Origin of the sequence: Spirosoma rhododendri (genome assembly GCF_012849055.1) — a bacterium.
GTDB classification, from domain to species: domain Bacteria; phylum Bacteroidota; class Bacteroidia; order Cytophagales; family Spirosomataceae; genus Spirosoma; species Spirosoma rhododendri.
The window spans coordinates 3,110,720-3,122,981 of record NZ_CP051677.1; the positions used below are offsets into that span (position 1 = coordinate 3,110,720).

The following is a 12,262-nucleotide window of genomic DNA, read 5'->3' on the forward strand; positions in this document are numbered from 1 at the left end:
GCGCAGACTGACAACCTTAAACAGCAGACTTTAAACGTTGAACTCATTTATGAAAATTGCCATTCATGGGCGCAACTTCCCCGAATCAGCCCGACCCTATGTGCAGGCAATGTTCGAGGAGCTGACCAAACGACGAGTCGACGTATTGATCTCGGCGGACTACCGCGACTTTCTGGATTCGGCCGGGGTTGAACACGACAGTCAGGCTACTTACCGGCCTGAAGACGGGGTTACCGATGCCGATTTTATTTTTAGTCTGGGGGGCGATGGTACGCTGCTCGACGCCGTTACGCATGTCGGCTCCCGGCAAATTCCCATCGTGGGAATCAACATCGGCCGGCTGGGCTTTCTGGCAACAGTGGCCCCGCCCTCGATCCGACTGATGATCGACGCGCTCTTCAATGGGCAATATGGCATCGACGAACGCACGCTGGTAAGCGTAAAGTCGACCCCCGACATCTTCGGCCCGCTACCATTTGGCCTGAACGATTTTACGATCACGCGCACCCAGACCTCGTCGATGATTACGGTGCATTCGTACCTCGACGGCGAATTTCTGAACTCCTACTGGGCCGACGGGCTAATCATCTCGACGCCGTCGGGCTCAACGGGCTACTCACTCAGCTGCGGTGGCCCGGTACTACTGCCCCAGACCAACAACCTGATTATTACGCCGATCAGTCCGCACAACCTGAATGTGCGGCCCATGATCGTGATGGACACCTGCCAGCTATCATTCGAGGTAGAAAGCCGAAGCGGTAACTTCCTGGCCGCGCTCGATTCCCGCTCGTACACCGTCGATGTGTCGGCCCGGATCAGTGTGCAGAAAGAAAATTTTAAGGCCCGGCTGGTGAAACTGGGCGACGAGAATTTTCTGAACACACTACGCAGCAAGCTCAACTGGGGCTGGGATATTCGCAACTAAGCTGGTCTGATCCTTGCACGGCAGATGGCAGGGTCATGTAGTAAACTACACGGCTTTTTTTAGCTATTTACCAATAAAAGCCACGAATTACCGTTTCGGAAGAGATTACGCTTTGATTCATCTGGTTGATTCGCCCATACATTCTTTATGAAGAAAATTCAATACCTGGCTGCTGGTGTGCTGTCGACTGCCGTGCTGTTTGCCGATGCAGTAGAAGGGCTGGCCCAGCGACGCGTCAATACGCATTTTTTGCCTTATTCGTCGATTAGCTTCGGTGTCGGTTCGTCGCACTACTACGGTGACCTGGCGGGTTATCGTCAGTTCATCAAGGCCACGTACATCATGCCGCGCTGGAACGTCGGTATCGGCTACACCCGGCAGTTTACACCAAAGTTTGCCGCGCGGGCCACGTTTACCTGGGCGCGGATTTCGGGCGACGACTACACGTTCAACAAAAACAACATTCAGGAGAATCTGCCGCAGTACGTCAGGAACCTGCACTTCCGCAACGACCTGAAGGAATTCGCCATTACCGGTATTTACAATCTTGTTCCGGACGGACGCACCTCGGAAGAACGGGCTAAACTTACGCCGTATCTGTTTGGCGGTATTGCCCTGGTGGCGCACAGCCCCGAAGCCCGCACGCCCTACGTTGAAGGCAGCGACGACTCGCAGCGCTGGGTAAAGCTGCAACCGCTGCACACGGAAGGGCAGGGACAGCCGGGTTACGAAAAGCCGTATTCGCTGGTGACATTAGCCGTCCCGGTCGGAATTGGGGTGCGTTACAAGCTAAACGAGAGTTTCAACCTGGCGTTTGAGCTGGGGTACCGCTACACCTTTACCGATTACCTCGACGACGTGGGGGGCAACTACGCTGCTGCCAATGTGCTTACGGGGCTGGCGGCAACGATGGCCGACCGGCGCGTTGAAGTAAACGCAGCCCGGCTGAAAAGCCATCCAGATCGCTATCAGGCACTGGTCAATCTGTACCAAAGCGCTACACCTGAGGAACAGGCGAAAATCGGCAACGAGCTACAGGGCAACGTGGTGCGCGGAGCCGATGGCAAACTCAACGATGGCTATCTGCTGACCAGCTTCCAGATCCATTACATCATTCCGAGTAAGATCAAGTGTCCTCCGATTAGATAGTGACGAAACAGAAACTTCATACGGCCCGGCTGCTTATAGCCGGGCTTTTTATCAGCCTGAACCTGCACGCTCAGAAAATCGAGGTGGGCGGTAGCCTGGGCGGAATGCTGTACAAAGGTGATGTGTCGACCCACCTCGATCCGCGGCTGTACCGGCCGGCGGGGGGCTTGTTTTTTCGGTACAATGCGACGCGGTCATTTTCCATGCGCCTGGGTATCGCCGTGGGCGGTATACGGGGCGACGATCAGCTCAGCAACGACCCGTTTCAGCAGGCCCGCAACTACAGCTTCCGCTCGTCGATCAGCGAACTGACTGGCGATTTTGAGTACAATTTCCGGAACTATAACCCGCGCCCGAAAGCGAAAAACTGGACACCCTACGTGTTTGCCGGGCTGGGGCTGTTCAACAGTACGAACAGCGTGGTGCGGGCGCGGGGCATGCTTAGTTTTCCGCTGGGTGTCGGTGTCAAATACGAGTTCCACCGTCCGTGGAGTATAGGGGCTGAATTTGGTACCCGCTTCACCCGCTTCGATTACCTCGATGGCCTGGGCGACCGCACGTTTGGCACGACAACCGGCAGGCTGGGGCAGGGGAACCCGGCTTTGTCTGACAGCTACACGTACACGGCAATAACGCTTAGCTACACATTCTACAAAATAGTTTGCCCGTAGCAGTAGTTGGGGGCCGGAAAGAGATGTTACTGGTGCGTAAAGCGCTGGCAATGGTTCTTCCCGGCCCCAACTGCTTTTACGCATATCCGCCATTGCTTCACATTCCGTATTTTTGGGCACGTAACGAAAATCTGACGGGTAGTGAATAGTAACGGGCACGCGCTTATGCGGATACTGGGAATCGTGGGGGCAATACTGGTTGGGGGCCTCAATGTTGCATCGTCGCAGACGATAGTTACCGAACCCGACGAGCCAACTATCTATTCGTATTGCCAGCGGTTTCAGACACTGTACACGCAGATCCGGGAGCAATCAATCCTGCCCGACTCCGCCCGGAGTGAGTTCAGTCAGATCATGCTGGGCCTGAAACATCGCTTCGTTGCTGATGCCCTTGTCAGAACCGATAGTCTTCAGCGCGACAGCCTCCGCCGGACGGGTCGGTATTTTGCCTTTCCCATTCGCGGCTACAGTCCGCGCTCGATTGGCGGCACACACGGCGAAGGATACCGGGGAAAAGGGTTCGATCTATTCGATTACAACGTCAGAGGGAGCCATCCGGCGCAGGATATTTTCATCGCCGATCGTAATCAGGATTGCGTCGACGATCAGACCGGACGACCGGCGGATGTGCTGGCCATGACGAGTGGGGTGGTGCTGGCCATTGAAACGGCCTGGACGCCCGGCTCTGAGTACCGGGGTGGTAACTGGATCTGGGTGTACGACCCGGTGCTGAATGGCTTGTTTTACTACGCCCACAACCGGCTTGTCGACGTGCTGCCGGGACAGTGGGTAGGAGCCGGACAAAAGATTTCGGAAATGGGTCGGTCGGGGTTCAACGCCTACAAAGCCCGCTCTCCGACGCACCTGCACCTGATGTATCTGCAAATCCAGCCCAACGGTCTTCCCGAACCCGAAGACACCTACAAGTGGCTTCTCTCAGCCCGACTTTCTAAATAAGGTTGTAAAGTTAGATGGTTGTAGAGTCGTAAAGTTGTAGAGTTATAAAGTTGGTTGGCACCGGATGAGCTGACGCGCCAGCTAACTTTACGACTCTACAACCATCTAACTTTACAACTTTAGTTACGATTCGCGGACGAGATTAACGCCGGTAATGAGGAAAATCATGCCGACGATAAACGGGGCTGCTGATTCGGCTTTGTTGATGCTCATACCCAGCACGGGTTTGCCATCAGACAGAAACGCAACGAGGGCGAACAGAACGATAACGACGCCGAGGATCATCAGCGTAGCGCCGGAAAAACGGCGAAAGTTTGTATTGTTTTCCATAGTATGTAATTCAGGTCGGCCACCGCGTGGCGGCCATCGCGTGGGTCCACGTCTGGTAATCGTAAGGCTAACTAAGTTGGGTGACAGCTGGTTCAGCCGCTGGTGCGCGTGTCAGCCGTAGACCGGTTCGCCGGTACGGGCTGGGCCACCTGCACGGGTGTCAAGTTTCGTTTGCGCCCCTCTTCAATCAGGAACGGGTAAGCGGCTTCCAGCGTATTCGGAACGACGCCGTCGAGAATAGCTTCCCGGATCAGCGTTTTCAAATCACCCACTTCCCGTGATGGGGGCAGGCCAAACGTTTCCATAATCAACTCGCCCGTAATGACGGGTTGAAAATTACGCAGTTCGTCGCGCGTTTCGAGATCGATCAGCTTCTGCTCGACCCGGTCGAAATTGCGCAGGTGCTTCTGTACTTTTTCGTAGTTCTTGGACGTGATATCGGCCCGGCACAGCGCCATCAGCCCGTCAAGGTCGTGGCCTGCCTCGACCAGCAGTCGGCGTAGGGCCGAGTCGGTAATCTGCTCTTTGGTGAGCGCGATGGGACGCAGATGCAGCCGCACCAGCTTCTGCACCATCCGCATCGACTCATGCAGGGGCAGTTTCATGGTTCGGAAGATGCCGGGCACCCAGCGCGCGCCCATGTCTTCGTGGCCGTGAAACGTCCAGCCCACCCGCTTGTCGTAGCGTTTTGTTGCCGGTTTGGCGATGTCGTGGAGCAAAGCCGCCCAGCGTAACCAAAGCTCCTGCGCGTCGAGTTCAGGAGTCGATTTGGTGCGATTGGCGATGTTGTCGAGCACCTGCAACGTGTGGTAAAAATTATCCTTGTGGCCGCGTCCTTCGATGGTTTCGACACCCTTCAATGCCACCAGTTCCGGGAAAATACGCTCCAGCAACCCCGCGTGATACAGCAGCTTGAAGCCGTAAGACGGTGTCGGCGACAGGATAATCTTGTTCAGCTCGTCGGTGATGCGTTCGCGCGACACGATGCCGATTCGTTCGTTCATCTGCACAATCGCGTCGAACGTAGCCGGTTCAATGTCGAAGTTGAGCTGCGATGCAAAGCGGATGGCCCGCATCATCCGGAGCGGATCGTCGGAGAACGTAATGAGCGGGTCGAGTGGGGTGCGGATGATCTTACGTTTGAGATCTTTCTGCCCGTCGAAGGGGTCGAGCAAATCGCCGTAGACGCCTGCTTTGCCTGTACGGTTCAGTTGAATGCCCATTGCGTTGATCGTGAAGTCGCGCCGGTTCTGATCGTCTTCAAGCGTGCCATCTTCAACGATGGGCTTACGCGAATCGGCCCGGTACGACTCTTTCCGCGCGCCCACAAACTCAACTTCCCACGGTTGCCCCGCCAGATCGACTTTTACCATCGCCGTTCCAAAGTTGGGAAACACGGCAACGGGGGCTTTCATCGCTTTTCCTACTGCTTCGGCCAGCGCAATGCCGCTGCCAAGGCAAACCACGTCGATGTCCTTCGAGGGCCGTTTCAGGAGCAAATCACGCACGAACCCACCCACCACATAAGCCCGCATGCCCAGTGCGTCGGCCTGTTGCGCCAGCGTCTCGAAAATGGGGTTGGTCTGTAATGTGTCGGCGAAATTCATACTGTTGTGTTTAACGTTTGTAGTTCAATGTTTAACGTTGGTTGCTGCTTGTCAGTAAAACATTAAACCTTACACGTTAAACCTTAAACTCATTTTCTAATAAAACTCACCCCGCCGTCGATGCTGAGCCGGATGATGCGGGGTTTGCGGGGCATACCGGGTAAAGCGCCGAACCGCTCACTGACGGCGGCTTCGGCTGGCGGGGGCAGCGTCAGCGATTCAAACGGAATCGTGAGCAGACCCTTGCCATAGCCGCCGATCAGCCGCTGGATTTCGGGATTGAGTGCCCGCCGGACCGCGATCTCCTGACTACGTTCGAGCAGTACGGGCGCGATGTTTTTCCCTTGTTCAAACACCACGATTAAGGGCGTGTCGGAAAAATCAACCACGTCGTAAGCCACATCGGGTAGTTTGGCGACGTACATCACCAGCTGATCGGGGTGTTGAATCAGCACCGTTGGGCGGACGCCGTCGGGCATGACTGAGAACAGCGTCAGCAGTTTCGCAACGGCTTCTTCACTGGTAGGGTCGGCCGCTACCGACCAGCCGGTTTCGTCGGCCAGTGCAATCAGATTGCCTTGCCGGAGTTGATACGTAATGTCGCGGATTGTAGCTGCCATAGTGGTTGAAACCGCAAAGATACGGCGCGGTTCGCCAATCGACCAGTTGCAGTATGTCTTTGTTAAATCCGGCTTTGATCGACGCGTGAAAAGACAACTGCCCGCCAGTGGTGTTTACTGGTTGATAAACCGACTCACCCAACCACCCTAGTTACGCTATGACTACCCCCGTACGACCAAAGGCCATTGTATTCGACGTCAACGAAACCCTGCTCGACCTGAGCAGTTTACAGCGGGCGTTCACGCAGACGTTCAACGAGCAATTCGCCTTCAAATTCTGGTTTTCGACTCTGCTCCAGTACTCGCTCGTTGATACCCTGACGACGAATTATCACGATTTTGGCCAGATTGGAAAAGCCGCCCTAACCATGACCAGCGCGTATTTCGACAAGCCGCTATCGCCCGACGAGCAGTAAGCATTACTAGGGAAAATTCTCGACCTACAGCCGCACCCCGACGTGGAACCGGGCCTTGCCCGACTGAAAGAAGCCGGGTTTCGACTGGTCACACTGACCAATTCGCCGACTAAAACGCTGATGCAGCAAATGGCAAACACGGGGTTGGGGGCGTACTTTGAATCGCTCTGGAGCGTGGACGATGTGCAGTTGTTCAAGCCCCATCCGCAGACCTACCAACTGGCTCTGTCGCGGCTGCAACTGCCGCCGGAACAGACGATGATGGTCGCGTGCCACGCCTGGGATCTGGCTGGTGCCGCCCACGCCGGTATGCAAACGGGATTCATCGCCCGGCCCGGTCAGTCACCCTACGCATTGGCCCCCGCCCCGACCATAACGGGAAAGACGCTGACTGATCTGGTCGAGCAATTGGTGTGATGTGTAGCCTACAACTGTAGCCTGGCGTTGATATGTAGCCTGGACGTCTACGTCCGGGTGGACGCGAAGCGACCAATAAGCTGCCGCCACGAATAGTTGGCCTGACGGCCACCCGGACGTGGACGTCCAGGCTACAGTTGCACAACCATCCCTTCTACCGAACACAAAAACAACACGATGAGAGCGCTGCTTTTCTTACTGTCTTTTAGCCTGTCGCTTGGTACGGTGACGGCGCAGGTCAAACCCGCTGATCTTGCCGGGGCGTGGCAGTTTACCGAGCCGTCGGGTACGCGGACCGTGCTGACGTTTGCCGACAGCTACCTTATTCAGACCGTCTACGAACCCGGCCGCTTTATCAGTACCAGTGGTGGAACGTGGCAACTGATGGGCGACAATCTGTTTGAAGTTGTTGAGTTTGATTCCAACGATAGCAGCCACGTCGGAGTAGCTGAGCGAATGCAGGTCAAGGTGGCCAATAAAAAGCTGACGCTGAGGACAAAAACTCGCACACTGACGTTTGACCGGGTCGCGCCAGACAGGGTCGATCAGTCTGGTTCGTCAGATCAACTGGCCGGTTTATGGCGTATTACGAGCCGGGCCAATGATGCGGGTCAGCTGACGCCCATGCAAGGTGGCCCCCGCAAAACGATCAAACTCCTGACCGGAACTCGCTTCCAATGGGTAGCAATCAACCCCCTGACGAAGCAATTTTTCGGCACTGGAGGTGGCACGTACGTGTTAAAAGACGGTAAGTACACCGAAACGATTGAGTTTTTCTCCCGCGACAATAGCCGCGTCGGTAAGTCGCTGACGTTTGGTGCCGAGGTAAGCCCGAACGAGTGGCACCATACGGGGCAAAGCTCGACGGGTGGACCGGTCAACGAGATCTGGAGTCGGGAGGCCGGTAAATAAACGGCGTTCCAACCGATGCATGAACAATATGGTCTAGTCAGCAACCAACACTGCGCTACACCATGAACCGACTAATCAATTGCTTGCTTTTCGCTGGCCTGATGCTGATGAGTTGCCAGCGCGATAACCTGCCGAGCTGCGTAGAGAACCAAATCAAGCAGATACAGGCGCAGGGGGTTTGGAGCCCGCCCGCCAAAATCTACCAGTACCGGTATCAGGGCCGGACGGTCTACTTTATTCCACAACGCTGCTGCGATATACCGAGTCAGCTGCTGGATGAAAACTGCAATCAGATTTGTTCGCCCGATGGGGGCTTTACCGGGGCGGGCGATGGCCGATGCAGCGACTTCTTCAAAACCCGCACCGACGAAAAGCTGATTTGGGAAGACACGAGAAGATAACGTGAACCAGCCCTGTGCGTTGGCGTGTCGTCTGGTAACCACACGCGCTATGTAGCCTGTTTATCTGGTTCGTATACGACAGCGGGGGCGTTCACATTATATCGCTTTAATGTTGGTTTACGAGCAGAATACAGTGGGTAAATCGGATAATAAGCTGCTTTTAGTGTATGATTCCGAGGTGATAATCTGCTGCCTATGCGCCTGATTGCGTTACTATCCATACTCATCGTTAGCGGTTACCAACTCGTTCTGGCGCAGACGCCCCGCCCGACGACGTCCGTTTTTTCCGTGACGGGCTATGTGCGCGACGCCCGGACCAAACAACCGATTCAAGGGGCTAACATCGTCGTGCTCGACGTGTCGAAGGGATACGTCACGGCGAAAGATGGCTTCTTCGTGGTAAACCTGCCCGTTGGCCGATACGTCCTGAAATTTACGCATGTCGGCTACCGCCCTACGCTCGACACGGTGCAGGTGCAGGGCACTGTGTTTCGGGAGGTGTACATGCCCGACGATGCCAAAGACCTCGACGAAGTGGTCGTGACCAGCGAAACGCCCGACCGTAATGTGCGTAAGGTCGAGCTGGGCGTGTCGCAGCTGACGATTCGGAGTATCCGGCGCATTCCCCCGCTGCTGGGTGAGGTCGACGTAATTCGGAGTCTGCTACTGCTGCCGGGTGTGACAACGGTGGGTGAAGGGGCTCCCGGTTTCAACGTGCGCGGGGGCAGCGTCGATCAGAATCTGGTGTTGCTGGACGATGCGCCGGTGTTCAATACCAGCCACCTGATGGGCTTTTTCTCGGCCTTCAACCCCGATGTGGTGCGCGACGTAACGCTCAACCGGGGCGGGGTGGCGGCTTCGTATGGCGGCCGGGCGTCGTCGGTGCTGGACGTGAAGGTGCGCGAGCCCGACGCGCAGAAATGGAGCATCAACGGCGGTATCGGTGTCGTGTCGAGCCGGTTGGGTGTCGAGGGGCCGATCATCAAAAACAAGCTGTCGCTGCTGCTCGGGGCGCGGGCGTCGTTCAACGATTTTCTGTTCAAGCTGGCTCCGCCCAACCTGCGAAACACCCGCGCCAATTTCTACGACCTGACGGGGAAGCTGAAGTACCAGCTCAACGAGCAGCATACCCTGACCCTGACGGGCTACCAGAGTCAGGATGTGTTCAAGCTGCCGTCTGATTCGCTGTCGGGGCAGGAGATCAACGCATCGTCGACCCAGTTCAACTACCAGACGCTCAACGGAACGCTGCACTGGAACTACTTTATCAGCAAACGGGCCAACCTCAGTACGGCCCTGATTCTGAGCCGCTACAAAGCTGATCTGTCGGCACCCGATTCGGCCAACGCGTTTAATCTGCGGTCGGGTGTGCGGCAGCGGCAGCTGAAATCCGATTTTAGTTATTCGCTCAACAAAGCCCATCAGTTGCAGGTCGGGATAAGCGTAATCGACTACCGGGTGCAGCCCAATACGCGGACCGTCGGCCCGTTTTCCAACGTGTTGCCGGTAACGCTGGCCGACGAACAGGCGTATGAACTAGCGGGCTATGTGCAGGACGAATGGACAATCAACCCGGCCCTATCGATACTGGCGGGCCTGCGCTACTCCGAACTGCTCAACCGGGGACCGGCTACCGTGCAGACCTACGCCGAAAATGGCCCCGTGCAGGATGAAACCGTGACGGGCACCCGTACTTACACCGCCGGAACCATCTACCACACAACGGGGGGACTGGAACCCCGGCTGGCCCTGCGCTGGTCGGTCGGTGAGGGGAAATCGGTGAAGCTGGGGTACAGTCGGCTGCGGCAGTACATCAATCAGATTACCAACACGACGGCCGCGCTGCCAACGTCGCGCTGGCACCTGAGCGACGTGTATACCAAACCGCAGATTGCCGATCAGTATTCGCTGGGCTATTTCCGCAACAGCACCGACAATGCCTACGAACTATCGGGCGAGGTGTATTACAAGCACATCGCCAACGCCATCGACTACCGCGACGGGGCTGAAATTCAGCTGGCCCCCGCCGTTGAAACGCAGATCGTGCAGGGCGATGGCCGGGCGTATGGGGTGGAGGGGCTGGCCCGCAAAAACAAAGGCCGCTGGACGGGTTTCGCCAGCTACACCTACGCCCGCACGTTCCTGACGATGAACAGCCCCTACGCCAGCGAACGCGTCAACAACGGCAACCCGTATCCGGCCAACTACGACAAGCCGCACACGCTCAACATACTGGCGACGTACCGCCCCACGGCCTGGTTTAGCCTGTCGCTGAATTTCACATACAGCACCGGTCGCCCGACGACGCAGCCTTACGCCCGCGCCCTCATCAACGGCATCTACGTACCGATCTACGTGGACCGGAATCAGCAGCGCATCCCCGACTACCATCGGCTCGATTTCTCGATGCTGTTCGAGCAGAACCCGCTCAAAAAGAAGCGAAACCAGAGCAGCTGGGTCTTTTCGATTTACAATGTCTACGCGCACAAGAATGCGTATTCGGTCTTTTACCGGCTCAGCAATGCCGCCAATGAGAACGCCTACAAGCTGTCCATTTTCGGCACTGTGTTTCCTTCGTTGACGTACAATTTTAAGTTTTGACGAAGTCAGGTTTAAAGTCTGATGTTCAACGTTTGACGTTGGGCGCAGTCAGCAACAGTAAACGATAAACTTCAGACTTTAAACCCGTTATGAAACTGCGCTCCTTACTCATAACCCTTTGCTGCGCGTTGGTCGTGATGGCCTGCGTGACGGAGTTTAAAACCGATACGGTCAGTATTGCCCCCGCGCTGGTGGTGGAAGGGCAGGTGACCGACCAGCCCGGCCCGTATACCGTTCGGCTCACCCGTACCGCCGATTACAGCATTCAGAGTATCAACCTGCTCGAAACCGGGGCGACCGTAACCATCGCCGACAACAAAGGCAACCGGGAGATACTGACCGAACTGTCGCCGGGGGGGATGTACCAGACCCGCGTCGGCGGTTTGCAGGGCGTGGTGGGGCGAAGCTATACGCTGACGATCAGAACGAAAGCCGGGCTGACTTACGAATCGACGGCTGAGGTGCTGCCGGGTGTCGCGCCCATCGCAAAAATATACTACGAATATACCAGTCAACCCCGCGTCAATCAGCTGGGTATCAAACAGGGCTGGAACGTGTACGTCGACACAAAAGACCCCGACACGCTGGGCAATTACTACCGCTGGAACTGGACGCATTACGAACAGTTACAGGCTTGCCAGAAAACGTTTAATCAGTCGAAGATGGTTTACACGGGCATTGGCTGCTGTACGCCCTGCTGGCAGATCGACCGGTGCTACAACTGCATTGAAATCAGTTCCGACGCCAACGTCAATGGGCAGGCAATCAGTCGGCAATACATCACGCAGGTACCGTATACATCCAGTGTTCGCTACTACCTGTCGGTGCAGCAGCAGGGGCTAAGCCGGGGGGCGTATCAGTTCTGGAAAAGCGTGAAGCAACTGGTCAGCAACACGGGTGGTTTGTTCGACGCGGCACCGTCGTCGGTAGCCGGGAATCTGCGCTGTACCAGCGATGCCCGTCAACCCGTCTACGGCTATTTTGGGGCGGTGGGGCTGTCGGAGCAGGTTATCTACGTCGACCGCAGTACCGGGCAGGGAAGGCCCGACACCGACTTCCCAATCGAGATTCCGTACCCGACCAGCCCGCCCTGCATTGCCTGCCAGAACAGCTTGTACCAGACGCCGGTAGCCCCGCGCGGCTGGCTCTACTGAACGGGTTGACAACCCGCCCCAAATCCAATAAATTTGTGAACAGGTCTAAGCCGGGCCGCCGGGCGGTTCAACGTTTAAGGTTGCCGACAACCGTTAACGTTA

13 protein-coding genes are annotated in these 12,262 nt (G+C 56.4%); 10 read left to right on the plus strand and 3 right to left on the minus strand.

Annotated features, from left to right (window positions below):
• The first annotated feature begins 49 nt into the window (after nt 1-49).
• The 4 genes from HH216_RS12840 (at nt 50) to HH216_RS12855 (ending at nt 3,702) form a co-directional block, all read left to right on the plus strand.
• Nucleotides 50-925, plus strand: coding sequence for an NAD kinase (locus HH216_RS12840; protein WP_169551168.1), 876 nt, complete (start codon nt 50-52; stop codon nt 923-925).
• Nucleotides 926-1,072: 147 nt separating this feature from the next.
• Entirely contained in the window at nt 1,073-2,074 is a 1,002-nt protein-coding gene (locus HH216_RS12845) for a DUF6089 family protein (RefSeq protein ID WP_169551169.1), read from the plus strand.
• Entirely contained in the window at nt 2,074-2,745 is a 672-nt protein-coding gene (gene porG / locus HH216_RS12850) for a type IX secretion system protein PorG (protein ID WP_254448408.1), read from the plus strand. Before HH216_RS12845 ends, porG begins: the two co-directional genes overlap by 1 nt.
• A gap of 165 nt (nt 2,746-2,910) precedes the next feature.
• Nucleotides 2,911-3,702, plus strand: a complete 792-nt coding sequence (locus HH216_RS12855; RefSeq protein WP_169551170.1) for a M23 family metallopeptidase — start codon at nt 2,911-2,913, stop codon at nt 3,700-3,702.
• A 123-nt stretch (nt 3,703-3,825) separates the two neighbouring features.
• Here the strand turns inward: HH216_RS12855 and HH216_RS12860 are convergent, their stop codons facing one another.
• The 3 genes from HH216_RS12860 to HH216_RS12870 form a co-directional block, all read right to left on the minus strand.
• On the minus strand, nt 3,826-4,032 hold the full coding sequence (locus HH216_RS12860; RefSeq protein ID WP_169551171.1) for a hypothetical protein: 207 nt from the start codon (nt 4,030-4,032) through the stop codon (nt 3,826-3,828).
• Between the two features lie 92 nt (nt 4,033-4,124).
• Nucleotides 4,125-5,639, minus strand: a complete 1,515-nt coding sequence (locus HH216_RS12865) for a CCA tRNA nucleotidyltransferase (RefSeq protein ID WP_169551172.1) — start codon at nt 5,637-5,639, stop codon at nt 4,125-4,127.
• Between the two features lie 89 nt (nt 5,640-5,728).
• Nucleotides 5,729-6,259: an L-threonylcarbamoyladenylate synthase gene (locus HH216_RS12870; protein WP_169551173.1), complete on the minus strand. Its 531-nt coding sequence runs from the start codon at nt 6,257-6,259 to the stop codon at nt 5,729-5,731.
• A gap of 158 nt (nt 6,260-6,417) precedes the next feature.
• Here HH216_RS12870 and HH216_RS25910 point away from each other — a divergent pair, with 158 nt between their 5' ends.
• The 6 genes from HH216_RS25910 to HH216_RS12895 all read left to right on the plus strand — a co-directional run bounded on the left by HH216_RS25910 (nt 6,418) and on the right by HH216_RS12895 (nt 12,160).
• Nucleotides 6,418-6,675, plus strand: a complete 258-nt coding sequence (locus HH216_RS25910; protein WP_254448409.1) for an HAD family hydrolase — start codon at nt 6,418-6,420, stop codon at nt 6,673-6,675.
• Nucleotides 6,676-6,717: 42 nt separating this feature from the next.
• Nucleotides 6,718-7,092 (plus strand): HAD-IA family hydrolase, encoded by a 375-nt coding sequence (locus HH216_RS25915; RefSeq protein WP_254448410.1) that lies wholly within the window; start codon nt 6,718-6,720, stop codon nt 7,090-7,092.
• A 177-nt stretch (nt 7,093-7,269) separates the two neighbouring features.
• On the plus strand, nt 7,270-8,004 hold the full coding sequence (locus HH216_RS12880) for a membrane or secreted protein (RefSeq protein WP_169551174.1): 735 nt from the start codon (nt 7,270-7,272) through the stop codon (nt 8,002-8,004).
• A gap of 62 nt (nt 8,005-8,066) precedes the next feature.
• Nucleotides 8,067-8,405: a DUF6970 domain-containing protein gene (locus HH216_RS12885; RefSeq protein WP_254448411.1), complete on the plus strand. Its 339-nt coding sequence runs from the start codon at nt 8,067-8,069 to the stop codon at nt 8,403-8,405.
• A gap of 195 nt (nt 8,406-8,600) precedes the next feature.
• Nucleotides 8,601-11,006 carry a TonB-dependent receptor gene (locus tag HH216_RS12890; protein ID WP_169551175.1) on the plus strand — a complete coding sequence of 802 codons (2,406 nt, stop codon included), beginning with the start codon at nt 8,601-8,603 and terminating at the stop codon, nt 11,004-11,006.
• An 89-nt stretch (nt 11,007-11,095) separates the two neighbouring features.
• Nucleotides 11,096-12,160: a DUF4249 domain-containing protein gene (locus HH216_RS12895; RefSeq protein ID WP_169551176.1), complete on the plus strand. Its 1,065-nt coding sequence runs from the start codon at nt 11,096-11,098 to the stop codon at nt 12,158-12,160.
• Nucleotides 12,161-12,262 lie beyond the last annotated feature (102 nt).

Coding starts and splice junctions, on each gene's coding strand:
- HH216_RS12845 (WP_169551169.1), top strand. CDS start 1,073: ATGAAGAAAATTCAATACCTGGCTGCTGGTGTGCTGTCGACTGCCGTG.
- HH216_RS12880 (WP_169551174.1), top strand. CDS start 7,270: ATGAGAGCGCTGCTTTTCTTACTGTCTTTTAGCCTGTCGCTTGGTACG.
- HH216_RS12870 (WP_169551173.1), bottom strand. CDS start 6,259: ATGGCAGCTACAATCCGCGACATTACGTATCAACTCCGGCAAGGCAAT.
- HH216_RS12855 (WP_169551170.1), top strand. CDS start 2,911: ATGCGGATACTGGGAATCGTGGGGGCAATACTGGTTGGGGGCCTCAAT.
- HH216_RS12890 (WP_169551175.1), top strand. CDS start 8,601: ATGCGCCTGATTGCGTTACTATCCATACTCATCGTTAGCGGTTACCAA.
- HH216_RS12840 (WP_169551168.1), top strand. CDS start 50: ATGAAAATTGCCATTCATGGGCGCAACTTCCCCGAATCAGCCCGACCC.
- HH216_RS12895 (WP_169551176.1), top strand. CDS start 11,096: ATGAAACTGCGCTCCTTACTCATAACCCTTTGCTGCGCGTTGGTCGTG.
- HH216_RS12860 (WP_169551171.1), bottom strand. CDS start 4,032: ATGGAAAACAATACAAACTTTCGCCGTTTTTCCGGCGCTACGCTGATG.
- HH216_RS12865 (WP_169551172.1), bottom strand. CDS start 5,639: ATGAATTTCGCCGACACATTACAGACCAACCCCATTTTCGAGACGCTG.
- HH216_RS25910 (WP_254448409.1), top strand. CDS start 6,418: ATGACTACCCCCGTACGACCAAAGGCCATTGTATTCGACGTCAACGAA.
- HH216_RS12885 (WP_254448411.1), top strand. CDS start 8,067: ATGAACCGACTAATCAATTGCTTGCTTTTCGCTGGCCTGATGCTGATG.